The 24,008-nt window shown below is 51.1% G+C and carries 18 protein-coding genes, 3 tRNA genes and 1 other annotated feature; of the genes, 10 read left to right on the forward strand and 11 right to left on the reverse strand.

Annotated elements, in window-relative coordinates; genetic code table 11:
• Positions 1–270: 270 nt before the first annotated feature.
• Both DXB92_RS05840 and DXB92_RS05845 read right to left on the reverse strand, forming a co-directional pair.
• Positions 271–1,551 (reverse strand): folylpolyglutamate synthase/dihydrofolate synthase family protein, encoded by a 1,281-nt coding sequence (locus tag DXB92_RS05840; RefSeq protein ID WP_117733083.1) that lies wholly within the window; start codon positions 1,549–1,551, stop codon positions 271–273.
• 38 nt (positions 1,552–1,589) lie between these two features.
• Positions 1,590–4,205 (reverse strand): valine--tRNA ligase, encoded by a 2,616-nt coding sequence (locus DXB92_RS05845; RefSeq protein WP_117733085.1) that lies wholly within the window; start codon positions 4,203–4,205, stop codon positions 1,590–1,592.
• Positions 4,206–4,265: 60 nt separating this feature from the next.
• Positions 4,266–4,519: a binding site (T-box leader), on the reverse strand.
• Positions 4,520–4,991: 472 nt separating this feature from the next.
• Here DXB92_RS05845 and greA point away from each other — a divergent pair.
• From greA to glgA, 6 genes are all read left to right on the forward strand, one after another.
• The gene (gene greA / locus DXB92_RS05855) at positions 4,992–5,459 is read left to right on the forward strand and encodes a transcription elongation factor GreA (protein WP_040646712.1); all 468 of its coding nucleotides are present in this window, start codon (positions 4,992–4,994) and stop codon (positions 5,457–5,459) included.
• 20 nt (positions 5,460–5,479) lie between these two features.
• Positions 5,480–7,105: a lysine--tRNA ligase gene (lysS, locus tag DXB92_RS05860; RefSeq protein ID WP_117733089.1), complete on the forward strand. Its 1,626-nt coding sequence runs from the start codon at positions 5,480–5,482 to the stop codon at positions 7,103–7,105.
• 171 nt (positions 7,106–7,276) lie between these two features.
• Complete coding sequence (locus DXB92_RS05865; RefSeq protein ID WP_117733091.1) at positions 7,277–8,272, forward strand: hypothetical protein; 996 nt, start codon at positions 7,277–7,279, stop codon at positions 8,270–8,272.
• Positions 8,273–8,275: 3 nt separating this feature from the next.
• Positions 8,276–9,106: a deoxyribonuclease IV gene (locus tag DXB92_RS05870; RefSeq protein WP_040646717.1), complete on the forward strand. Its 831-nt coding sequence runs from the start codon at positions 8,276–8,278 to the stop codon at positions 9,104–9,106.
• Positions 9,103–9,510 carry a hypothetical protein gene (locus DXB92_RS05875; RefSeq protein ID WP_117733093.1) on the forward strand — a complete coding sequence of 136 codons (408 nt, stop codon included), beginning with the start codon at positions 9,103–9,105 and terminating at the stop codon, positions 9,508–9,510. Before DXB92_RS05870 ends, DXB92_RS05875 begins: the two co-directional genes overlap by 4 nt.
• A 322-nt stretch (positions 9,511–9,832) precedes the next feature.
• The gene (glgA, locus tag DXB92_RS05880; RefSeq protein WP_117733095.1) at positions 9,833–11,296 is read left to right on the forward strand and encodes a glycogen synthase GlgA; all 1,464 of its coding nucleotides are present in this window, start codon (positions 9,833–9,835) and stop codon (positions 11,294–11,296) included.
• A 642-nt stretch (positions 11,297–11,938) separates the two neighbouring features.
• Here glgA and pdxT read toward each other — a convergent pair.
• The 8 genes from pdxT to DXB92_RS05920 form a co-directional block, all read right to left on the reverse strand.
• Entirely contained in the window at positions 11,939–12,511 is a 573-nt protein-coding gene (gene pdxT / locus DXB92_RS05885; protein ID WP_117733097.1) for a pyridoxal 5'-phosphate synthase glutaminase subunit PdxT, read from the reverse strand.
• The gene (gene pdxS, locus DXB92_RS05890; RefSeq protein ID WP_117733231.1) at positions 12,511–13,386 is read right to left on the reverse strand and encodes a pyridoxal 5'-phosphate synthase lyase subunit PdxS; all 876 of its coding nucleotides are present in this window, start codon (positions 13,384–13,386) and stop codon (positions 12,511–12,513) included. Before pdxS ends, pdxT begins: the two co-directional genes overlap by 1 nt.
• 566 nt (positions 13,387–13,952) lie before the next feature.
• Entirely contained in the window at positions 13,953–14,837 is an 885-nt protein-coding gene (locus tag DXB92_RS05895) for a dockerin type I repeat-containing protein (protein WP_117733099.1), read from the reverse strand.
• A 12-nt stretch (positions 14,838–14,849) separates the two neighbouring features.
• Entirely contained in the window at positions 14,850–15,605 is a 756-nt protein-coding gene (locus tag DXB92_RS05900; RefSeq protein ID WP_117733100.1) for a hypothetical protein, read from the reverse strand.
• A 254-nt stretch (positions 15,606–15,859) separates the two neighbouring features.
• A tRNA-Thr gene (locus DXB92_RS05905) sits at positions 15,860–15,935 on the reverse strand.
• A gap of 759 nt (positions 15,936–16,694) precedes the next feature.
• Positions 16,695–16,770 (reverse strand) — tRNA-Thr (locus tag DXB92_RS05910).
• Between the two features lie 310 nt (positions 16,771–17,080).
• Positions 17,081–18,187 carry a M15 family metallopeptidase gene (locus DXB92_RS05915; RefSeq protein WP_051343626.1) on the reverse strand — a complete coding sequence of 369 codons (1,107 nt, stop codon included), beginning with the start codon at positions 18,185–18,187 and terminating at the stop codon, positions 17,081–17,083.
• A gap of 233 nt (positions 18,188–18,420) precedes the next feature.
• Positions 18,421–18,503: transfer RNA gene (locus tag DXB92_RS05920), tRNA-Leu, on the reverse strand.
• Positions 18,504–19,022: 519 nt separating this feature from the next.
• Here DXB92_RS05920 and DXB92_RS05925 point away from each other — a divergent pair.
• The 4 genes from DXB92_RS05925 to DXB92_RS13565 all read left to right on the forward strand — a co-directional run bounded on the left by DXB92_RS05925 (position 19,023) and on the right by DXB92_RS13565 (position 22,493).
• Complete coding sequence (locus DXB92_RS05925) at positions 19,023–19,895, forward strand: prephenate dehydrogenase/arogenate dehydrogenase family protein (protein ID WP_117733102.1); 873 nt, start codon at positions 19,023–19,025, stop codon at positions 19,893–19,895.
• On the forward strand, positions 19,892–20,899 hold the full coding sequence (gene prmA, locus DXB92_RS05930; protein WP_117733104.1) for a 50S ribosomal protein L11 methyltransferase: 1,008 nt from the start codon (positions 19,892–19,894) through the stop codon (positions 20,897–20,899). The genes DXB92_RS05925 and prmA overlap by 4 nt, the downstream gene beginning before the upstream one ends.
• Before the next feature lie 2 nt (positions 20,900–20,901).
• Positions 20,902–21,786 carry a LysR family transcriptional regulator gene (locus DXB92_RS05935; protein WP_021683183.1) on the forward strand — a complete coding sequence of 295 codons (885 nt, stop codon included), beginning with the start codon at positions 20,902–20,904 and terminating at the stop codon, positions 21,784–21,786.
• Positions 21,787–22,355: 569 nt separating this feature from the next.
• Positions 22,356–22,493 (forward strand): hypothetical protein, encoded by a 138-nt coding sequence (locus DXB92_RS13565; protein WP_021683185.1) that lies wholly within the window; start codon positions 22,356–22,358, stop codon positions 22,491–22,493.
• Between the two features lie 239 nt (positions 22,494–22,732).
• Here DXB92_RS13565 and DXB92_RS05940 read toward each other — a convergent pair whose 3' ends face one another.
• Positions 22,733–24,004 carry an ABC transporter permease gene (locus tag DXB92_RS05940; protein WP_117733106.1) on the reverse strand — a complete coding sequence of 424 codons (1,272 nt, stop codon included), beginning with the start codon at positions 24,002–24,004 and terminating at the stop codon, positions 22,733–22,735.
• Positions 24,005–24,008 lie beyond the last annotated feature (4 nt).

Genomic DNA, 24,008 nt, shown 5'->3' on the forward strand with positions numbered 1-24,008 from the left:
AATTGGTATATTTCTATTATACCATATTGTCTAACAAAAGGGGAGCATTTCAGTTTTCCCGTACCGGTTTCTGTTTTCAGAAAATTTAGGAAATACTGAATAAAGCTTGTGCGTAAGATGCGTAGTCAGATTTTTCGGCAGATTGCATAGAAATTCTGCAGGCAGACTGTATGTCTGGCAAGGGATTTCTGGGCAATATGACGGAAAATCTGCACGCAGATTGCGTGCAAAGCCGTCAGGCGGGCTTTATGCAGTGTTTCCTTTATAAGATTAAAGCATCGTATGATCTTCCGCCGTATCACTTTGCTGCAATACCTCGCTTGCCAGATACAAAGAGCCGCAGATGACGACCATGCCGCCGTCTGCCTTTGCCTGTGCCAGTGCCGTTTCATATGCCTGCTGCAATGACGGAGCAGTGTGCACTTCCGCGTGGTTTTCGAAGCATGCCGCCAGTGTTTCCCGCGGGACGGCATTATGTACAAAATCGTCCACACATGTGACTGTATCCAGCACATCACCCAGTATCCGGCAGGCAGTGACATAGTCCTTGGTGGAGATCATGCCGCAGATGCCGTGTATCGGCTTGGTGCCTGCGTGTTTCAGCAGTTCCGCCAATGCCATGACACCTGCCTGATTGTGCCCGCCGTCCAGCAGTACTGTGGGATTTTTCCGAAGCACTTCCGTTCTCGCGGGGACACGCACCTTGGAAAACGCCTCGTTTGCTGTTGCCGCCGTAATCAGATAGCCGTGCATGCCCAGAAACCGAATCACTTCAATGGCAGTCATAGCGTTATACACCTGATGCCGTCCGGACATGTGCAGCGTATAGGTGAAGCTGTGATACTGGAACACAATTTCCTCCAGCGTTTCCGACACAATGTGGCAGTCCTGCATGTTGGGGATCACCAGCTGGGCATTTTTCCGCTTGGCAGTGTCCTGTACCAGACACACCACGTCCATGGGATTGTCCGTGGAGAGCACCACAGGGCAGCCCGGCTTAATGATACCGGCTTTCTGGGCGGCAATTTCCGTCAGGGTGTTCCCCAGTAGTGCCATATGGTCAAAGGAAACTGAAGTGATCGCACAAACCAGCGGCTTCTTTATCACATTGGTAGCGTCCAGCAGGCCGCCGATGCCGGTTTCCAGCACCACAAGGTCGCACTTCTGTTCCACGAACCAGAGCAGTGCAATGGCAAATGTGATCTCGAACTGCGAGCAGTCCTGCGATACCGGACACGCCTGCACCTGTTCACAGAAGCGGCACAGTGCCTCCGGCGGAATATCCCTGCCGTCGATCTGAATGCGGTCGGTATAGTGCCGGATAAAGGGAGAGGTCAGTGTGCCTGTACGAAAACCGGCAGCCGTTGCCGCCCCCGCACAAAATGCCGTCACAGAACCCTTTCCGTTGGTTCCGGCAATATGCACCACCTGCAACTGCTCCTGCGGATTGCCGAGGGCTTCCAGCAGAGCCTGAATGCGGGACAAGTCATGCACTGGCTTGCCGCTTTTCTGATACCCCTGAATATAGGTCATTGCTTCGGAAAACGTCATTGCACTCACTCCCTCATACGTTCACATACCTGCAATCATTACTGCAACGCTGCCATAGACTGCACGATCTTGTCCATTTTCTCCTGTGCCTTTGCCAGCTTTGCCTTTTCTGCTTCCACCAGCTTTTCCGGAGCCTTTGCCAGGAAGCCCTGATTGGACAGCTTCTTGCTCAGGAAGTCCAGATCCTTCTGTACCTTTTCCTGCTCCTTTTTCAGCCGTGCCAGTTCCTTGTCCTTGTCAATGAGTTCGTCCATGGGGATAAAGATGCGGACACTGTCCGTGACTGCGGTGGCAGCGTCCGGCATGTCGAACTTTTCGCCCACTTCCACAGCGGAAGCAGAAGCCAGCTTCTTGAAGAATACCGCGGTGCTCCGGTACAGTTCCGGCTCGGTCGTTTCGATACAGACACGTGCTTTCTTGGACGGCGGCACCTGCATTTCGGTACGGCGGTTCCGAATCGCACGAATGGCATCGATGACCTTTTCGAACTGTACTGCATCGGCAAAGTCATACTTGGCATCGTAGACCGGATAGGATTCCACAATAATCATGGATTCGCCGTCAGTCAGCACCTGCCAGATCTCCTCGGTGATATACGGCATGAACGGGTGCAGTAGCTTCAGCATGCCACGCATTACCCATACCAGAACAGCCTGTGCCTTTTCCATGGCAGCACCGCCAGCCTGAATCCGCGGCTTGGTCAGTTCGATGTACCAGTCGCAGTAAACGTCCCAGATAAAGTCGTAGATCTTGGCACTTGCCACGCCGATCTCAAACTTATCCAGATTCTCGCCCACTTCCTTGGCAACGGCGTTGAACTTGGACACGATCCAGCGGTCTTCCAGCTCCAGATCTTCCGGCAGTCCGTGGTACTGGAAATCCTCCGGCAGATTCATCATGATAAAACGGGAAGCATTCCACAGCTTGTTGGCAAAATTGCGGGCAGCCTTGACCTTATCATCACTGTAACGCATATCGTTTCCGGGAGCATTACCGGTTGCCAGCATAAACCGCAGAGCATCGGCACCGAATTCGTCAATGACCTTCAGCGGGTCGATACCGTTGCCCAGCGACTTGGACATCTTTCTGCCCTGCTCGTCGCGAACCAGACCGTGGATCAGAACAGTATCGAAAGGCACTTCGCCCATGTTCTTCAGACCAGAGAACATCATGCGGACTACCCAGAAGAAGATGATGTCATAACCGGTGACCAGTGTATTGGTGGGATAGAAGTATTTCAGTTCCTCGGTGTTGTCCGGCCAGCCCAGTGTGGAGAACGGCCACAGTGCGGAACTGAACCAGGTGTCCAGTGTATCCGGATCCTGCCGCATGGGCTTGCCGCACTTCGGGCAGACTGCACTGTTTTCCTTGGTAACAACCATTTCGCCGCAGTCGTCACAGTAGAACGCCGGAATCTGGTGTCCCCACCACAGCTGACGGGAAATACACCAGTCCTTGATATTTTCCAGCCAATGGAAATAGATCTTGTTGAACCGTTCCGGAACGAACTTGGTCTTGCCGTTCTTGACAGCGTCGATCGCCGGCTGTGCCAGTGGCTTCATCTTGACAAACCACTGCTTGGAAACCCGCGGTTCTACCGTGGTGCCGCAGCGATAGCAGGTACCTACATTGTGGCTGTAGTCCTCGATCTCTACCAGTGCACCCTCTGCTTTCAGATCTTCAACAATTGCCTTTCTTGCCTCATAGCGATCCATGCCGGCATACTTCGGATATGCGTCCACGATCTTTGCATCATCGGTCATCACGTTGATAACTTCCAGATTATGCCGCAGCCCCACTTCAAAGTCGTTCGGGTCGTGTGCCGGTGTGATCTTTACCACGCCGGTTCCGAAGTCCATTTCCACATAATCGTCTGCCACAATAGGGATCTCACGGTGTACCAGCGGCAGGATCAGTGTCTTTCCCACCAGATCTTTGTAGCGTTCATCGTTGGGGTTGACTGCTACGGCAGTATCGCCCAGCAGGGTTTCCGGACGGGTGGTTGCCAGTTCCAGATAGCCGCTGCCGTCCTTCAGCGGATACCGCAGATGCCAGAAATGCCCTGCCTGCACTTCATATTCTACTTCTGCATCAGAAATGGAAGTCAGACACTTCGGGCACCAGTTGATGATACGTTTGCCGCGGTAGATCAGACCTTCCTCGTAGTACTTGATAAATACTTCCTTGACTGCCTTGCTGCAGCCCTCGTCCATGGTAAAGCGTTCTCTTGTCCAGTCGCAGGAGGAGCCCAGCTTTTTCAGCTGTTCCACGATCCTGCCGCCGTACTGCTTCTTCCATGCCCATGCACGTTCCAGAAAAGCTTCTCTGCCGATGTCCTCTTTTTTGATACCCTCTTTCCGCATGGCTTCCACAATCTTGGCTTCGGTCGCAATGGAAGCGTGGTCGGTACCCGGCAGCCACAGGGTACTGTAGCCGGACATCCGCTTCCAGCGAATCAGAATATCCTGCAAAGTTTCGTCCAGTGCATGACCCATGTGCAGCTGTCCGGTGATGTTCGGCGGCGGGATCACGATGGTATAGGGCTGCTTCTCAGAATCCACATGGGGCGTGAAGCTGCCGCTGTCGTTCCACATTTTATAGATGCGGTCTTCAAAGTCTTTCGGCTGGTAAGATTTCGCCAGTTCCTGTTTCATAAAGTTCGTTCCTTTCCATTTCGATCACCGATAAAAAAAGCCCCGGCAATCCTCAGAATTGCTCAGGGCGAATCAGCCGGGAAATTTTCCGTCTGCTGTCCGTGTTACCACCTGAATTCGGCAACGATCTTGCCGCACTCATCCTGCACGGTTACGGGTGCGAACCGGCACAGACTACCCATTTCCGTCCTCACGGAAACTTCCCCTGTGCTGCTCCGAGGCTACCTTCTCCCACACTGTCCGAAAACTTACACCGACCGTTTTCTCTCTGTCAGAACCAGCGGCGGGATACTCCTCCTCTTCTCTGCATTTCTTGTTTTCTTTAGGAAACACTGAATAAAGCTTGTGCGTAAGATGCGTAGTCAGATTTTTCGGCAGATTGCATAGAAATTCCGCAGGCATACTTTCGTATGGCAAGGGATTTCTGGGCAATATGACGGAAAATCTGCAAGCAGATTGCGTGCAAAGCCGTCAGGCGGACTTTATGCAGTGTTTCCTTTATTATATCGGTTTTTGTTGAGTTTGTCAAGGGCGATTTTTGAAAAGCTACGGAAATCCATTTTCATGACAGCCTCACCGCCGCCGGCTTCACTGTTTCCCTAAAGAATGAAAATGGATTCATGCGGTGTTGTCCAAAATTCATAGTTGACAACTGCACGAAAATATACTATAATAATATAATGTCTAAGCTGGCAGGCAGTTGGTCTGCGGCAGAAAGAACATGGCGGCAGGCGGTCTGCACAGACACACAGCCCTGCCGCACGGAATCAAAGGAGCATGAGAATTATGGCAAAGAAGCAGATTTCAAAATCCGGTGCAGCCAAGCTGCGGGAAGAACTGGACTATCTGGTAACCGTCCGCCGTGCAGAAATGGCACAGAAGCTGAAAGAAGCACGTGCACAGGGCGACCTTTCCGAAAATGCGGAATATGACGAAGCGAAAAACGAACAGGCGATCATGGAAGCACAGATCATGGAGATCCAGTACACACTGGACAACTCTGAGATCGTAGACGACAACGCTTCTATCGATGAAGTCGGTCTGGGTTCTACCATTAAGATCAAGAACTTCCGCACCGGCAAGATCGAAACCCTCCAGATCGTCAGCAGCAACGAAGCCAACTTCAAGGAAGGCAAAATTTCTGACGAATCTCCTATCGGCAAGGGTGCAATGAAAAAGAAAGTCGGCGACAACTTCCTCATCGAAGCACCGGCAGGCGAACTGAAGTTCGAGATTCTGGAAATCAGCAAGTAATAGATATAGGAGTGAATCCCATGGCAAATCAGAACACACCGTCCGTTCCGGAACAGGAACAGGACAGCAACACCCTGCGGCAGATCCGTCTGGAAAAGCTGCGGCAGCGGCAGGCAGACGGCAACGACCCGTTTACCATTACCAAGTATGATGTCACCGCAAAGGCAGCATCTGTCAAGGCAGACTATGAAGTCACTGAGGCAAAGTTCAAGGAAGAAGCCGGCGATGATGAAGAAGCTTTACAGGCAAAGCTGGACACCCTGAAAGAACAGCCGATCTCCATTGCCGGACGTATTATGAGCTGGCGGGATATGGGACGTGCAAACTTCATTGACGTGCGGGATTCTACTGACCGCATTCAGGTATACGTCCGCATGAACGACATCGGCAAGGAAAATTTCAAGGAATTCAAGAAGTGGGACATCGGCGATATTGTCGGCGTGAAGGGCTTCGTATTCCGCACCCGCAAGGGCGAAATTTCCATTCACGCAACAGAGATCACCATGCTTTCCAAGTCCCTGCTGCCCCTGCCGGAAAAGTGGCACGGTCTGAAGGATCAGGACACCCGTTATCGTCAGCGGTATCTGGATCTGATCGTAAACCCGAATGTCAAGCAGACTTTTGTCACCAGAAGCCAGATCCTGCGGGAGATTCGTGCTTATCTGGACGGCATCGGCTATCTGGAAGTGGAAACACCGGTGTTGCTGCCTTTGCAGATCGCTGCTGCGGCAAAGCCGTTTGTGACACATCACAACACGCTGGACATGGACATGTTCCTGCGTATCGAAACCGAACTGAATCTGAAAAAGCTGATCGTCGGCGGTTTCGACCGTGTGTATGAAGTGGGACGCATCTTCCGGAACGAGGGCATGGATCCCTCTCACAATCCGGAATTCACCTCTATCGAAATGTATCAGGCATACACCGATTATCACGGCATGATGGATCTGATCGAAGATATGTACCGCACACTGGCAAAGAAGATCTGCGGCAAGGACATCATTTCCTATCAGGGTACAGACATTCGTTTGGGCGAACCGTGGGAACGTCTGACAATGGCAGAAGCTGTCAAGAAGTATGCCGGCGTGGACTACAACGACTGGGCAACGGATGCCGATGCAAGAGCGTGTGCCAAGGAAAAGGGCGTGGAAGTCGAAGAAGGCGAAAACGCTACCAAGGGACACGTGCTGATCGCGTTCTTTGACGCATTTGTGGAAGAACAGCTGATCCAGCCGACTATCATCTATGATTATCCGGTAGAAAACTCCCCGCTGGCAAAGCGGAAGCCGGAAAATCCGGCGTTCACAGAGCGTTTCGAGTACTTCATCTATGCCCGCGAAATGGGTAACGCGTTCTCCGAACTGAACGATCCGGTAGACCAGAAGGAACGTTTTGTCAAGCAGGTCGAAGCTCGCCGTGCACTGGGTGATATGACCGGCGAAGTAGATGAAGATTTCGTCACAGCTCTGGAATACGGCATGCCGCCGACAGGCGGTCTGGGACTGGGTCTGGACAGACTGGTCATGCTCCTGACTGACAGCCCGTCTATCCGTGATGTCCTGCTGTTCCCCACCATGCGGCCGCTGCCGAAGCTGGGACAGGAACAGGACGAAGCAGACGCTGAGGAAGAAGAACCCGAAGCATAATGATTTCATTTCTGACAGGCAGATGCCTTTGGGCAATACCGCACAAAAAGCGTCTGGCGACTTTGAAATGAAATTTCCGAACACATGAAACGATAAGGGGGAATTCGTACAGATCGAGGGTATCTGTTGGAGTTTCCCCCTTTTGATTTTCTCAAAAAGTGAGGTCACTTGATGCAGGAAGAAGAAAAACAAAACCATTCTGCCGGCACGCCGCCGGAACAGCCGAAAAAGCACAAAAAGGAAAAGGGCAAATCTCTCCTCGAAACCATGCGGGAAATCGATGCCAAAGAAGCCGAAAAAGAGGCGGAGGCGGAAGAACGCCGGCAGGCACTCCTCGCGGAACGGGAGAAAAAGGAAAAAGAGGAATACGCCAAGAAGATCCAGCAGGACCGCATTGAATTGATGCGGCTGAAACAGGGCATTATCACCGAGAGCGACACCATCTACGAGGAAAAAGAGGAAAAGCCCAAGATGTCCTTCTGGAAGAAACTCGGCAATTTCCTGTACCACAGCAAGTGGTGGCTGGGAATCACCGTGTTTATCGTAGGTGTTTTCGTGTTCCTGATCGTGGACTATGTGACGAAAGTCCGTCCGGATATGATCGTACTGCTGATTACCGACGACACGGAAATGCAGAATCACCGCCAGCAGCTGGAAGAATATCTGGAGCAGTTCACCGACGATGAAAACGGGGACGGCAAGGTACATGTGGACATATACCCCATTCCCGTCAGCGACAACATTGACGACATGGACTATTTCACCGGCAATTCCACCAAGCTTTCCGCGGAATTCCAGATGGGCGAAGCGGTCATGGTGATTACTGATGCCAAGGCAAACGAATACATCATGGCAGACGAAACCCTGACAGACCTTAGCGAAAAATACACTGGTCACGAAAATATCCGCGGCAACGGCTATTACCTGCGGCACACGGATTTCGCCACGAAGATCGACTATCCAGGAAATGTAGACCGCGACCTTTCCATTGGTCTGCGTGCACCGGTAAAAACTTCGGACAGCAAGGAAAAGATGCAGAAAACCTATGACGTGGCAGAAAAGGTACTTCTCCGCGTTATGGACGATCTGGACAACACCACGGAACCGGAGGACATTGTCACCACCGAACCTGCCGAAACGGCAGTTACTACCACCAAGGAGGACTGAATGATGCTGCGAATCGGAAACCACCTGCCCTCGTCCAAGGGCTATCTGGCAATGGGAAAACATGCCGTCAAACTGGGGGCAACCACGTTTGCCTTTTTCACCCGCAATCCCAGAGGCGGCACGGCAAAGCCCATTGCGGAAAGCGATGTACAGGCGTTTCTCGCCTTCGCTGCGGAACACGACATCGACCATTTGGTAGCACATGCTCCCTATACCATGAACCTCTGTTCCGCCAAGCCGGACATTCGGCAGTTCGGGCTGAACATGCTGCAGGACGACATGAAACGCATGGAGTATACGCCGCACCAGTACTACAACTTCCACCCCGGCAGCCACACCGGACAGGGTGCAGAAGTCGGCATTGAACAGATCGCCGATGCCCTGAACCAAACGCTGACACCGGAGCAGACCACCACTGTCCTGTTGGAAACCATGGCGGGAAAGGGCAGCGAAGTGGGGCGTTCCTTTGAGGAGCTGCGTGCCATTCTCGACCGCGTCCAGCTGACCGAAAAAATGGGCGTTTGTCTGGACACCTGCCACATCTGGGACGCAGGCTATAATATTGCAGAAGATCTGGACGGCGTGTTGACCCAGTTTGACAAAGTCATTGGGCTGGACAAGCTGTACGCTGTGCACCTGAACGACAGCATGAATCCCTGCGGTGCCCACAAAGACCGGCACCAGAAGCTGGGGCAGGGCTATATTGGACTGGAAGCACTGGTGCGGGTGATCAACCACCCTGCCCTGAAACATCTGCCTTTCATTCTGGAAACACCTAACGAGGACGACGGCTATGCCGCAGAGATCGCCTTGATGCGGGAGCGTGCGGAATGAGTGCGGAAAGCAAGGGGAAATGGGGTGCACTGGCGGCGGCTTTGGTATTACTGCTGGGCGGTGGCACAGGCGGATTCTTTCTGGGAAAAGCCCAGACTCTGAAACAACAGCAGCAAGTCATTGACGTGCAGGACTGCACCACCATTTATGCAACAATTTCTCAGATCAGCGGCGGAAAGGTTCGTGCCGACGGACTGGAAGTCAACGACAGCAACGGACGGGGCAGCTTTTCGTTTACCCTGTCCGAGGATACGCCGATCACATGGCACCACACCAAGATCGCCCTCTCTGCCCTGCAAAAAGGGTACAACATTGCGATCACCTACACCGGCGGCACAAAGGAAACCTCTCCGGTGCAGCTGGAACAGGTAGTCAAGGTGGAAGTGCTGAACGATACCATATAGACAGACTGGCTGGACGTTCCGCATAGATACCGCATGAAATCCTGTTGATTTCTGTACAACACCGACAAATTGCGACGTGTTTTTGTGGAAATATTTTCTCATTTTTTGCGAAATCTCTTGACGAATCGCAAAAAAAAGAGTATAATAAAAGTACAGGCGACACGGTACACCGATTGTGTGCAGAATACATTCTCAGATGTTGATGCATATGCTGAATAGTCTGCACACAGACTGTGGCACAAAGCCGGCAAACAGGCTTGTGCGGTGTTGCCTATGATACATGCGAAAGGAGTATGTGCCCTGTGGCACAGTAGATTGCAAGATGAAAAATATTTTATTTGCGGCTTCCGAATGCGTTCCCTTTATCAAAACCGGCGGGCTTGCCGATGTTGTAGGTGCACTGCCTAAAAGTCTGAATCACAACGAGTATGACGTTCGCGTTGTCATTCCCAACTACACCTGTATCCCGTGGGAATACCGCAGCCAGTTCCGCTATGTCAGCCATTTCTACATGGACTACGGCAGACATGTGGAAAATGTCCATGTCGGTATCATGGAATATGTCTATGAGGGCGTACACTTCTACTTCATCGACAACGAGTATTATTTCAAGTGTGACCGCCCCTACAGCGACTCCACCCAGTGGGATATTGAACGCTTCATTTTCTTCTCCAAGGCGGTTCTGGCGGCAATGCCTGTCATCGGATTCCACCCCGACATCATTCACTGCCACGACTGGCAGACGGGTATGATTCCGGTATTCCTCAAGAGCACATTTGCCACCCACAGCTTCTACTGGGGCACCAAGAGCATCATGACCATTCACAACCTGAAATTTCAGGGCGTATGGGACATTCGTCACTTTGTCTACAACACCAACCTGCCGGATTACATGTTCACACCGGATAAGCTGGAGTTCAAGAGCGATGCCAACATGCTCAAGGGCGGTCTGGTCTACGCGGACTACATCACGACCGTCAGCGAAACCTATGCCGAAGAAATCAAGACCCCCTATTACGGCGAACAGCTGGACGGTCTGCTCTGTGCACGCTCCCGTTCGCTCCGCGGTATCCTGAACGGCATTGACTACGAGGTCTACAATCCCCAGACCGACAAAAAGATCGATGTACACTATTCCGTCAAGGACGCTGTGGAAAAGAAAAAGCAGGCAAAGCTGGCTCTCCAAAAAGAACTGGGGCTGCCGGAGGACGAGAACAAGTTCATGATCGCGATTATTTCCCGTCTGACCGACCAGAAGGGTCTGGACCTGGTAGACTGGATCGCCGACCGCATTACCGACGAGTTCACCCAGTTTGTCATCATTGGCACTGGTGAAGCACGATATGAGAACATGTTCCGGTACTATCAGAACAAGTATCCGGATCGGGTTTCTGCAAACATTTTCTATTCCGATCCGCTGGCACACAAGCTGTATGCTGCGGCAGATGCGATGCTGGTTCCGTCACGGTTTGAGCCCTGCGGTCTGACCCAGTTGATCTCGCTCCGCTATGGCACTGTGCCCATTGTACGGGAAACCGGCGGACTGAAAGACACCGTTGTACCCTATAACGAATACGAAAAGACCGGCACCGGCTTCACGTTTGCCCATTACAATGCAGACGATCTGCTGTATACCATCAACTATGCGAAGAAGATCTACTTCGACCACCGCGAGGATTGGAACGACATTCTCTGCCGCGGCATGGAACAGGATTTCTCGTGGGGCAGTTCTGCATTGCAGTATCAGGGCATGTACGACTGGATCCTTCGTGGCATGCAGGATTAAAAGAATATCAAAGGCAATACCGCACAAAAAATCCCCTGACAGACAAGGGACATGAAATATGTACTATATAAAAGAGAGGACAGACCGGTTGACGGTTGTCCTCTCTTTTGCGTTTGAAGTTTTGACTTGCCCGAAAATAGCAAGCGGCATTTGCTCGTTGTGATGCACTTTCTTTTTGGAAAAGATTAGATTGATTCAGACAGCAATTTTGCTTTCCGATCATCATGACCATAAACGGAAATAACCGCCCTGAGCTGCTAACTTGGACGGTTATCTCTTGATAGCTTAACATGGGAGCAGACCGTCTACTGGTATGCCCTCTCTTTACTTTTATTATACGCCAGAATGCCGCATTTGTCAAGGGCAATACCGCACAAAGAGCGTCTGGCGACTTTGCACGCCATCTGCTTGCAAATTTCCCGTCATATTTCACAAAAATGCTCGTGAATACATCAAGTATTCACTCCGCTTTTTGTTTCATCTGACGAAAAATTTGACGACGCATCTGTCGCACAATCTTTGTGCGGTATTGCCCAAGGGCTTTTTTGCTGGGAAATGCAACAGAGGGCATTCCCCCGATACACAACAAACACACCGCATGTGTTTTCCGAAAAAACGGAAACCATGCGGTGTGTGTTATCTTTACACTTTTGCTTCTGCAATCATATGCAGGAAATAGTCATGCACGCGGGTGTCTGCTGTCAGTTCGGGGTGGAACGCTGTGACCAGCTGGTTTCCCTCTCTGGCGGCAACGATCTTGCCCTCTACCTCTGCCAGAACCTCTGTCGTGCCGGAAACTGCGGTGATGTACGGGGCACGGATAAAGACCATGGGAACTTCTCCCACGCCCTTCATTTCTGCCGTCACTGCGAAACTGCCCAGCTGTCTGCCGTAGGCGTTCCGCCGAGCCGCAATGTCCATTGTCCCCAGCTGCACCTTGCCGCCCTCTGCTTCTTTTGCCAGCAGAATCAGACCGGCACAGGTGCCGAATACCGGCAGACCGTTCTCGATGCGGCTGCGAACTTCGTCATAACAGTCCAGTTCTTTCAGCAGCTTTCCCATGACGGTGCTTTCCCCGCCGGGAATGATCAACCCGTCCATCGGCTGTTCCAAGTCCCGCTTCTGCCGGATCTCAAAGCTTTCTGCTCCCAGTTTCTCCAGAATCATGCGGTGCTCTGCAAATGCACCCTGCAGTGCCAGAATTCCGATTCGCATTACTTACCACGCTCCGCCATCAGCAGGGAGATCTCCTGCTCGTTAATGCCGACCATTGCTTCGCCCAGATCGGTGGACAGTTCTGCCAGCATCTTTGCGTCCTGATAGTTGGTGACAGCCTTGACAATCGCTGCGGCACGCTTTGCCGGATCGCCGGACTTAAAGATACCCGAACCAACGAATACGCCCTCTGCACCCAGCTGCATCATCAGAGCCGCGTCTGCCGGAGTAGCCACACCGCCTGCTGCAAAGTTTACTACCGGCAGCTTGCCGTTGTCGTGGACGAACTGCACCAGATCATACGGCACACGCAGTTCCTTGGCAGCGTCGAACAGTTCATCTTCTGCCATAGACTGAAGACGGCGGATCTCTGCCTGCATCATACGCATATGGCGGACAGCCTGAACCACGTCACCGGTACCCGGTTCACCCTTGGTACGGATCATAGAAGCACCCTCGTTGATACGACGCAGAGCCTCGCCCAGATCTTTTGCACCGCAGACAAACGGCACATCGAACTTGGTCTTGTCGATGTGGTACTTGTCATCTGCCGGAGAGAGCACTTCGCTCTCGTCGATATAGTCGATCTCGATCGCCTGCAGGATCTGTGCTTCTGCGAAATGACCAATACGGCACTTTGCCATAACCGGAATGCTGACAGCTTCCTGAATGCCGCGGATCATTTTCGGATCACTCATACGGGACACGCCGCCGGCTGCACGAATGTCTGCCGGAATGCGTTCCAGAGCCATAACGGCACAGGCACCGGCTGCTTCGGCAATCTTTGCCTGTTCCGGTGTGGTAACGTCCATAATGACACCGCCCTTGAGCATCTGTGCCAGATTTTTATTCAGTTCATAACGACTTCCCATGATAATTCCTCCAGAATAGTAGTTTGCTCCGGCTGGTACCGGAGAGATTATCTTCACTATACCACAATTCTGGCATTGCTGCAATTGCCAGTTTTTCATTTTTTTTGCATACCAGATGAGGGGGTGTTTCGGTTTCCATGACACAGCTCACCCATGACAACAAAAACAGCCGTTCCAGGTGAAACCTAGAACGACTATCTTTTACAGAGCATACAGTTTGTTCTGAACACTCAAGGCAATACCGCACAAAGATTGTGCGACAGATGCGTCGTCAAATTTTTCGTCAGATGAAACAAAAAGCGGAGTGAATACTTGATGTATTCACGAGCATTTTTGTGAAATATGAGAGTCTGTTTCGTATCTGACGTATGCAGATTGCGTCGTCAGATTTTTTGAGAGATGAAGGGAAAAACGGAGCAAATCCTTTGTGGATTTTCGAGTATTTTCCCGAAGTATCTCGGAAAATATGCACGCAAGATGCGTGCGGGAAGATACGAAACAGGCTCTGAAGGGAAATTTACAAGCAGATGGCGTGCAAAGTCGCCAGACGCTCTTTGTGCGGTATTGCCTCAATATTTTCCTGCAACCAGATCTGCAAAGGAAGTGGTTTTTCCGATGCCGGCATATGCACAATACAGCATCAGATAAAATGCATCTGTGGAATCGACAAGTCCGTTACCGTCAATATCGCATGCCGCAGGTTTTACATTTTCCGGCACTGCCACACCGGCGGACTTCGAAGCAACGTAATACATCAGATAAAACACGTCTGTGGTATCGATCGCACCGCTGCCGTCGGTATCTCCGGTCACAAACGGACGATACAGCAGAGAGATGTCACGGGATACCTGCAAATTGCCCTCCGCAGTGACTTCCGCAGTCGGTTCTGAAGCGGACACCGGTTCCGTCATCTGCTCCGGAAACGAAACCGCATATGTATACGTGCTGTTTCCGCTGACAGATGCTTCCATGTGGGGGTCTGCGATCAGCACGCTGTCGTCCTCGAATATGGCTCCGTCTGTATCCGGTTCGCTGACGGAAACGTGATACACGGAGTTATAAATGCAGGTCAGGGACGGCGATGTATAAGTATGCGGAAATTCCGACGGATTCTGCGGGCATTCGCAGTAGTCCACCAGCAGCACATACGCTGTTATGTCGGCGTCTTCTGCCGGCGACAGGTTCATATCATAATAGGTCGGTGTGCCCTCCGGTGTGAACTTCTGCACAGTCACATGCACCGGATAGTCCTGTACTTCCACCACAATTCTGCCGGTGATCTGGCTGTCCGGCACCGGTTTCGGCACATCGGTAGTCAGGGCTGTACTCTTTGCACATTCCACCGTCTTTTTCACAGGGGCATCGGTTTCTTCTGCAGAAGCAGCCCACAGAGTTCCCAGCATCGTGCCGCACAGCACCGATGCCGTCAGTCCGGCAAACAGTTTTTGCAACATGATCTTCCCTCCTTAATACGGCATAGTGAACTGTCCCACACGCCACGAGCCGTCCTCCAGCACCAGCGTGAATGTGTCCTCCTTGGTAGAGGCAGAGCCGTCTTCGGGATCTTCATAGCTGGAAGTGACTGCAAAGGTCAGCTGGCTGGAGGTGCTGGCGGTGAGAGCCGTTACCGCAGACGATACATAAGAAATATCGGCTCCGCGGTCGCCCATTCTGCCGTACAGCTTATCATCGGACATTTCCAGCATGCCGTCAAAGTCCGAAGCGTGAGCAGACTTGGCAAACACGGCGTAGTACGGTGCTTCGGCATCTTCCAGCGTGTCACAGCTGGTGATCCGCACGTAGTCATTGGCAATGGTGTCCTCAGTATCATACGTAAAGCCGCTGCTGGAGCAGAGATAGGTGTAATAGGTCTGTGCAGCCTTTTCGTACATCTGCTGAGCCTGTGCCACCCATTCGCTTTCTGTCATGCCGGTATTCCCGACTGTCCCCTGAGAGGCGGCTGCCTCTGCGGTGACTGCGGCAGTGGTTTCTGTGGTGTCGGCAGTTTCGCCGGCAGCTGTCGTGTCCGTCGTTTCGATGTCCTCTGCCGCAGTTTCCGTTTCTGCCGGCTGAGTTTCTGCTGCTTCTTCGGAAGCCGTTGTTTCTGCGGTCATATTTACCGGTGTCTGGCTGTCGCCATTGCCGGAAACATCTGTGCATCCTACCATAAGGGCTGCCAGTGCACAAAAAGCGGTACAGGCAGCGAGCATTTTTTTCTGCATGAAGTTCGAACTCCTTTCTTGCAGGGACGGTTTCCCCTTGGGGCAACCAATATAAAATATAAAATCGCCCCCAATCTTTCGACTGTGTAACTTCTATTATAACACATCTTTTTCAAAAAGGCAATGCTTTTTCTGCAATTTTCCGGAGAGAATAAAGGCAATACCGCACAGAAATTCCGAATCTCACTGTGTTGATGCGATTTTCCGGTAAAGCCAAAAAAGCACGCAATCTCTACAGACCGCGTGCAAATTCTTGGAGCTGTTAACCAGATTCGAACTGGTGACCTCTTCCTTACCAAGGAAGTGCTCTACCAACTGAGCTATAACAGCATTTCTTTTATTGTTCTCCCGCCGCTTTTGGCGAATCAACGTATATTATTATAGCACAAATATTTCAGCTTGTCAATGAGTTCTTTTTGTTTTGAAAAAAAGAATGTTTTTGTCGATTAAAATTTGTTTTATTTGATGACAGTGACCAATTTCGTTGAAATTCGACTTGTTGCATTTGTAAAGAAAAGTGTTAAAGCAAAACGCTTCGTTGTTCAAGATCGGAGTATTCCCTCCCACTTGTGTAATTCAACACATGGGAGGTGATTGCAGTGGATCGCTTTGTTACATTTTGTGATTTGCTGGAAAATGCGGTTAGTTGCATACCGCAAACTATTGTTTGACATTTTTTGCAGAGTGTGGTATACTAGAATTTAAGGGCATACCTGAAACGGTAGGCGGTCTATTCCAGCTCCCAGAAGGGAGTGAGTGGTATGGAATACGTAACTTGGTCAGATTTGATTCAGTACAGCATCCTGATCGTTGCTATTATAGCATTGATGCACGATATTTTCCATAACAACGACAACAAACGGAAATAACCGCCCTGACTGCTAAACCCGGGCGGTTATTCAAAAACGCTATGAGGGAGCAGACCGTCTGCTGGTATGCTCTTCCTATTTCTATTATACGCGATTTGCACCGACTTGTCAAGTCTTTTTTTCGTTGGGCGATTGACAGACGGACACAGTTCACTCTGCAACAGTTTTCACATACAAAGCCAAAAAAGCACGCAATCTCTACAGACCGCGTGCAAATTCCTGGAGCTGTTAACCAGATTCGAACTGGTGACCTCTTCCTTACCAAGGAAGTGCTCTACCAACTGAGCTATAACAGCATTTCTTTTATTGCTCTCCCGCCATTTTTGGCGAATCAACGTATATTATTATAGCACAAATACTCCGGTTTGTCAATGTATTCTTGTCATTTTAAAAAAAAGAAAGTTTTCATATGATGTATTTTGTTTTTTCTTGTAAAGCAAAACCTTCAATCTAATTATACGAAAAAGCATCTGTAAAAATAAAGCTCTTTTTTTGTAAGTAGCGACGTTTCCCACAATTCGAAACACAAAAAACCGCTGCCAGTTTCACAAGAGAAACCAGCAGCGGTCTTTCATTCGTTTTGTACAGTATCATGAAAACACCGTTTTATTCGCAAGTCACGATATATCCGCTGATATTATCCCCGGAAGCGGTATAGGTGCCGCTGGGAATGGTGACCTGTACGTCCTTTGTGCCGCCAATGCCCACATAGAACACCTGATAGGTCTTGCCATCAGCCGTGATCTCCAGCGGGTTGTCCGCACTGTAGCTGTGTACACGGTCGATGTATTCTTCCAGACAGAGGTTGTGTTCCTGCATATAGAGAGCATGGGGTACGCCTACATAGCGGAATGTATATGTACGGCTGTCCTCGCCGGTTTTTTCGTCCTTGCCGTCCGGATAGCGTACCACAAAGCCATATTCTGCGGCATGTTCTGCGATCCAGCTGTACTTCGGATACTTTTCTGCATTATAATAGTCCGAAGTGCCGTCCCCGAAATTGATTTTCAGGTTGAAGCTGCGGCCGCTGTGATAATCGGAATAGCCGCCACGGAATCCGGTGCTGCCGTCCTCATAGCGGGAATCCTGATCTGCCTTGTCCCGATAGCCGCTGAACACCTGCATGCCGCCAAGACCGGTTTCGGTTTCAAAAGCGGACATCATTTTGTTCAGCTGGGCAATGGTTTCTGCGTCCAGCTGTACTTCCATATCGCTGACGCTGTAGGAACTATTTCGTTTCTCGTAGACACTTTCCAGCTTGGGATCACCGTTGGGGAAATCGTAGCTGTGTTCCTTGTTGATGAGAATCAGATTGCCCTGATCGACACCCTTTGCCGCCAGCGTGATCTGCTTCCCGTCCTTTCGGCTGGTTTCCTCGGTGCTGGTTGTGGTCTTGGTGGTATCGGTTGCCACGTCCGGCTCTGTGGTCTTTTTGGGCTTATCTGTTGCCTTTTCGGTCTGCTTCGTGGTTGCCGTTGCCACAGCCACATTGCCGGAATCCTCAGGCTGCTTCCGGCGTTGGCAGCTGTGGAAGCAAAGTGCTCCGATCAGCAGCACGATCAGCAGCAGCGGCACGAATACTGCTGCGATCCGGTCGAACCGGAGTTTTCGCTTGCGGACATGACTGCCTCCTTTGGAAGAAGCTTTTTTATCCATATCCGGTTTTGGCTCCGGCTCTTTGGCATGACTGATCGGTTTTTTCGGTTCGCTCATGATTGCAATTCCTTTCTTGGTATCGGCAATCCGCACATGACATTCACGGGGATTCCCTATGATTTTTCGCAGACTCCGCAGGATCCTTGCCGCGGAAAATGCTGACTACACTAGTATAGCATATTTTCCGGCACTTTTCAAGTCGGAATTCAGGAGAAAATCCGAAAGCGATCACCGATACATACAAAAAGGCTGCACAGTCCGAAAACTGTACAGCCTTTCTAAAGAACCTTTGGTGCGGACGACAGGACTTGAACCTGCACGCCGAAGCAATAGAACCTAAATCTATCGTGTCTGCCAGTTTCACCACGTCCGCAGGGAATGTTTTTAGTATACCACGATTTTCCGGATTTGTCAAGCACGTGCATCAATTTTTTTCCGAAACGACACCCCCAAGACAGACAAGCCAACCAGACAAACGGACAAAAAACCAGCGAAATTACGTGCATTTCACCTTGTCTGTTGCAATTGCAGCCGCCAGACAAACAGGCTCTAAGCCTCCCCTGAAAGGGGAGGGGGACCAGCGAAGCTGGTGGAGGGGTTCTTTCAAAATCTTTTGCATAATAATAGGTAGAACTCCTCTAAGGCAATACCGCACAAAGATTGTGCGACAGATGCGTCGTCAAATTTTTCGTCAGATGAAACAAAAAGCGGAGTGAATACTTGATGTATTCACGAGCATTTTTGTGAAATATGACGAGAAATTTGCAAGCAGATGGCGTGCAAAGTCGCCAGACGCTCTTTGTGCGGTATTGCCCTAAGCAACTCGCCGCCTTGACGATTTCCCAAATTCGTGTTACAATAGTACCATACTGAAAATTTGGAGGAACGTAACATGCGAATCTTAGTAGTTGGCATGGGACTGATCGGCGGCTCTATCTGCAAATCGATAAAAGCAGCCACTTCCCATGCCGTTTACGGATGTGACGTACAGCAGGCAGTTCTGGACGATGCCATTGCCGACGGGGCGATCGACGGCACCGGCACTATGACAGACGGCACTTATGATATGATCATTCTCTGCCTGCACCAGCGTATTGCCATTCAAATGGTACAGGAAGCCCTGCCTAAAATTCCGGCAGGCACGATTCTGGTAGACACCTGCGGTCTGAAAGGGCGTATGGTGCGGGATCTGACCTACCGCTGCCGGAAAGCCGATGTGCGGTATGTGGGCACACACCCTATGGCTGGACGGGAGAAAAACGGCTACTACGCCAGCATTCCCAACCTGTTCCAGAACGCCAACCTCATTGTCACACCAGTGGATGGCACCGATGAAGCGGCTCTGGACGCCGTCAAGGAACTGGCAGACCAGATGGGCTTCGGCAAGATCGTCACTGCTACGCCCATGTGGCACGACAACATGATCGCCTATACTTCTCAGCTGGCTCACGTGGTTTCCAGCTCTTATGTCAAGGACTTCTGCATGGACGATGCCCTGTCTTTCTCCGGCGGCAGCTTTCAGGATATGACACGCGTGGCAACCATGGACGAATCTATGTGGGCTGCCCTGTTTCTGGACAATCGGGACAACCTGCTGTACCACCTCGATCTGCTGATCGAAAACCTTACGGACTACCGCGATGCCCTGAAACAGCGGGACGAGGAACGGCTGCAATACCTCATTGCCGAGGGACGGCAGATTCAGGAAGAAAATGTCCGTAAACGTCAGGAACAAAACGAACTGCAAAAAGGAGAAACCGCATGAACTGGACACAAGTTGATATTTACACCGCCACGCCCGCCATTGACCTGCTGAGCGTCCGGCTGCAGGATCTGGGGATCCGCGGCTGCATGGTACAGGACGCACAGGATTTTCAGGAGTTTCTGGAACAGAAAGACGGCAAGTGGGACTATCTGGAGGACGGGCTCATGGAACTGGCAAGCTGTGAAACCTGCGTCACGGTCTACCTGCCGGAAGATGCACAGGGTGCCGAAATGCTGGCAGCTCTGCGAACCATGCTGGCACAGATGAAAGCCGAGGACACCGAACACCAGTACGGCAGACTGGAAGCTGTCTGCTCCGGCATTCGGGAGGAAGACTGGGCGAACAACTGGAAACAGTATTTCAAGCCGTTTCCGGTGGGAAACAAGCTGTACATCAAGCCCAGCTGGGAAGAACCCACCGCAGAAGCCGCCGGCAGAACCATTCTGGAGATCGATCCGGCAAGCAGCTTCGGCACCGGACAGCACCACACCACACGGCTCTGTCTGGAACTGATGGAAAATGAGATCACCCCTGCCACCCGCCTGCTGGACTTGGGCTGCGGCAGCGGCATTCTGTTTATCGGCGGCATGCTGCTGGGGGCAAAGGAAGCCTATGCCGTAGACATTGAGGAAAATGCCACCCGCATCGCCAAGGAAAACGCCGCAGAAAATCACCTGAATCCGGAAAACTATACCATTTCCTGCGGCAACATCATCACAGACACCGCCCTGCGGGAATCGATCGGCAGCGGCTATGATGTCATCACCGCCAACATTGTGGCAGATGTCATCAAGGGCATGGCTCCGCTGTTTCCGTCGTTCCTGAAAGACAACGGCATTCTGATCCTGTCCGGCATCATCACGGAACGGGCAGACGAAGTGCTGGACACTGTGACTGCCTATGACTTCGCCGTGCTGGAACGGCGGGAAGCATCCGGCTGGTGTGCTGTCAAACTGCAAAAGCTTGCCGGAGCCGGCACCTGCTGCGACACCCTGCGGAAGTAACCATGGAACTGCTACAGCTGGAATACTTTTATGCAGTGGCACAGAACCAGCACATGACACGCACGGCGGAGCAGCTGCACATTGCACAGCCCTCGCTCACCCAGAGTATCCGCCGGCTGGAAAAGGAACTGGGCGTGCCTCTGTTTTACCGCAGCGGCAGGAACATTGCCCTGACCACATACGGTGAGGCACTGCAGAACGCTCTGACACCGGTGCTGAAAACTCTGCACCAAATTCCTACGCAACTACAGCAAATGGCTCTGGAACGGGAAAAGACCATTCGGCTGAATGTGCTGGCAGCTTCCACACTGGTGACACAGGCACTGATCTCCTATAAAAAAGACCATGACGGGCTGCATTTCCGGCTGATCCAGAACTCGCAGTGCGAGGACGCAGACATCACGGTTTTCACGCGGGAAAATTTTCAGATCCCCACAGATACCAAGGAACGGTATGAGCTGTTCAAGGAACGCATTTTTCTGGCAGTTCCGCACAATTCGCCCTACGCCAGCGAAGAAAGTGTCCGCTTACAGGACTTTGCCCATGAGGATTTCATCAGCCTGTCCGGTTCCCGCAGTATCCGCACGATCTGTGACCGCTACTGCATGCAGGCGGGATTTGTCCCGCACATCATCTATGAGAGCGACAGTCCGGACACTGTCAAAAACCTGATCGCCAGCGGACTGGGAGTGGGCTTCTGGCCGCACTATACGTGGGGCATGGACAGCATGGAGCAGATTCGCCTGCTGCCTATTGCGGAACCTACCTGCCAGCGTGCCATTATCCTACAGCTGCACCGCCACGCCAGAGGGCAGGAGGCAGTGTGCAGCTTTTATGCCTTTCTGAGCCGCTATCTGCGGCAGCTGAAAGCCGCGGAACAGCATTAAGAAAACAAACCACCGCATCACTCCCTCGGATTCCTCCGGCAGGCGATGCGGTGGTTTTTGTTTGACATTTTTGTAGAAGTGTGGTATACTAACATTCGAGGGCATACCAATAACGGTAGGCGGTTTGTTTCTGCTCCCACTGCTCATTTGAACAGCTGGGAGGTGATTGCAGTGGATAGCTTTGTTACATTTCGTGATTTGCTGGAAATCGGAACATTTCTGATTTCGTTGGCATCATTTATCACTTCATTGTACTATAATCACAAAAACAGTAATCACAAGAAGAAAAAGAAATAACCGCCCCTAGCGACCAAACTATGGCGGTTAAAACTTTTTAATCCTATACAGTGGGAGCAGACCGTCTACTGGTATGCTCTTTCTATTTCTATTATACGCCAGAACGCCGCATTTGTCAAGGGCTTTTTTGTGGAAAACGCGGCTAATCTCATTTGACATTTTTGTCGAAGTGTGGTATACTACCATTTGAGGGCATACCTGAAACGGTAGGCGGTCAAGTCTTTTTGATTTTTACTCCCACTGCTCATTTGAACAGACGGGAGGTGATTCGTATGATGGATCAATATGTCACCTTTGGTGATCTGCTGAAGATTTGCAGTGTTCTGCTATCCTTGGCAAATTTGATCGTATACATTTACTATAATCATAAAAATAGTAACGACAATCACCGCAAGAACAAAAAGAAATAACCGCCCCACAGCTTCCAACTAAAGGCGGTTATTTTTTTACCAACTAGTGGGAGCAGACCGTCTACTGGTATGCTCTTTCTATTTCTATTATACGCCAGAATGCAGCGTTTGTCAAGGGCTTTTTTGTGGAAAATATAAGAGCCTGTTTGTCCGGCGGCTGAAATTACATTCGTTTCCAAAAAATCCGGTCTGCATTTCTACAGACCGGATTTTTGATAAATAGAATAAGTTGAAAAGCATTACTCATACCGCAGGGCATCGATCGGATTCAGATTCGAAGCTTTGATAGACGGGATCAGTCCAAAGACAATACCCACCACCATAGAGAATACCACAGAAACCACAATGGACAGCGAACTGATCGCCACCGGCACCGAGGCAATCTTGGAGATCAGCTGTGCCAGAGCGATGCCGATTCCCACACCAATGATTCCGCCGATGCTGGTCAGCACAGAAGCTTCTGTCAGGAACTGTGCCAGAATGCTGCCCTTTTTCGCACCGATCGCCTTCTTCAGTCCGATCTCGCGGGTACGTTCTGTTACCGATACCAGCATGATGTTCATAACACCGATACCGCCCACCAGCAGAGAAATGCTGGCGATCCAGATCAGCATGGTGTTGGTGGAGGAACTCAGTTTTTGCAGGGACTTCGCCTGTTTCAGCAAGTCCTGACTGTCATATTTGATCTGATTGCTGTCCCCTTCTGTTCCAACGCTGCTGGTGTGGATCGTGGCGTTCATCAGTTCTGCCACCTTCTTCCCCACTGCCGGCATGCTGTCGGTATCCACTGCCTTTGCCAGACAGTTTTCCGGTTCATCATACCGATACGCGATCGGCCACGACTGACCGGGGATAAACATCTTGCCGCCGGAAGTGCCCATGTACGTCCAGTAGTCCTCCTCGGAATTGATGACCGGTTCGAAGCTGCTGACCTCTGTCACGACGCCAACGACCGTAAAGGGTTCCCCGTTGATGTCGATGACGGAACCGATCGGGCTCTCGGAGGAGTACAGGCTCTTGACTGCGGTGCTGTCCAGAATCACTGCCTTGGCATTATTGGTATATTCCTTGCTCAGGAATCCCCTGCCCTGCTGTACTTCATAGCCTGCCGTATCGAAATAGGCAGCATCAATGCCATACATGGAGCCACTGAACTGGGTGTTCTGATAATACACATTGTCGCAGTAGGAACGTGTGCGGTAAAACGAAGCAGATTCCACATTTTTCAGGCTGGTGATCTGATCCCGCACTTCCGCGGAAACCACCTTTACCCCGTCCGGTGCCGCCTGATAGCTGAAATCATAGGGACTTTCCCCCTGATACAGCTGCACATTAACAGTGTTGTTGCCGGAACCGATCAGATTGTTTTTGATCTGCTCATTGGTGCCCTTAATGGTAGACACAATGGCAATGATCGCCGCAATACCGATGATAATGCCCAGCATAGTGAGAATGGAACGCACCTTATGGGACAAAATGCCCTGTAACGATAACCGAATATTTTCCAGCATAATA

The sequence above is a fragment of the Ruminococcus sp. OM06-36AC genome, assembly GCF_003438725.1.
GTDB lineage: Bacteria > Bacillota > Clostridia > Oscillospirales > Ruminococcaceae > Ruminococcus_C > Ruminococcus_C callidus.

What these genes read in the sequence shown, in the direction of transcription:
- pdxT (WP_117733097.1), bottom strand. Translation starts at nt 12,511, where the DNA reads ATGCGAATCGGAATTCTGGCACTGCAGGGTGCATTTGCAGAGCACCGC.
- DXB92_RS05925 (WP_117733102.1), top strand. Translation starts at nt 19,023, where the DNA reads ATGCGAATCTTAGTAGTTGGCATGGGACTGATCGGCGGCTCTATCTGC.
- DXB92_RS13565 (WP_021683185.1), top strand. Translation starts at nt 22,356, where the DNA reads ATGATGGATCAATATGTCACCTTTGGTGATCTGCTGAAGATTTGCAGT.
- greA (WP_040646712.1), top strand. Translation starts at nt 4,992, where the DNA reads ATGGCAAAGAAGCAGATTTCAAAATCCGGTGCAGCCAAGCTGCGGGAA.
- DXB92_RS05840 (WP_117733083.1), bottom strand. Translation starts at nt 1,551, where the DNA reads ATGACGTTTTCCGAAGCAATGACCTATATTCAGGGGTATCAGAAAAGC.
- DXB92_RS05935 (WP_021683183.1), top strand. Translation starts at nt 20,902, where the DNA reads ATGGAACTGCTACAGCTGGAATACTTTTATGCAGTGGCACAGAACCAG.
- prmA (WP_117733104.1), top strand. Translation starts at nt 19,892, where the DNA reads ATGAACTGGACACAAGTTGATATTTACACCGCCACGCCCGCCATTGAC.
- DXB92_RS05870 (WP_040646717.1), top strand. Translation starts at nt 8,276, where the DNA reads ATGCTGCGAATCGGAAACCACCTGCCCTCGTCCAAGGGCTATCTGGCA.
- DXB92_RS05915 (WP_051343626.1), bottom strand. Translation starts at nt 18,187, where the DNA reads ATGAGCGAACCGAAAAAACCGATCAGTCATGCCAAAGAGCCGGAGCCA.
- DXB92_RS05875 (WP_117733093.1), top strand. Translation starts at nt 9,103, where the DNA reads ATGAGTGCGGAAAGCAAGGGGAAATGGGGTGCACTGGCGGCGGCTTTG.
- DXB92_RS05940 (WP_117733106.1), bottom strand. Translation starts at nt 24,004, where the DNA reads ATGCTGGAAAATATTCGGTTATCGTTACAGGGCATTTTGTCCCATAAG.
- DXB92_RS05895 (WP_117733099.1), bottom strand. Translation starts at nt 14,837, where the DNA reads ATGTTGCAAAAACTGTTTGCCGGACTGACGGCATCGGTGCTGTGCGGC.
- lysS (WP_117733089.1), top strand. Translation starts at nt 5,480, where the DNA reads ATGGCAAATCAGAACACACCGTCCGTTCCGGAACAGGAACAGGACAGC.
- DXB92_RS05865 (WP_117733091.1), top strand. Translation starts at nt 7,277, where the DNA reads ATGCAGGAAGAAGAAAAACAAAACCATTCTGCCGGCACGCCGCCGGAA.
- glgA (WP_117733095.1), top strand. Translation starts at nt 9,833, where the DNA reads ATGAAAAATATTTTATTTGCGGCTTCCGAATGCGTTCCCTTTATCAAA.
- DXB92_RS05845 (WP_117733085.1), bottom strand. Translation starts at nt 4,205, where the DNA reads ATGAAACAGGAACTGGCGAAATCTTACCAGCCGAAAGACTTTGAAGAC.
- DXB92_RS05900 (WP_117733100.1), bottom strand. Translation starts at nt 15,605, where the DNA reads ATGCAGAAAAAAATGCTCGCTGCCTGTACCGCTTTTTGTGCACTGGCA.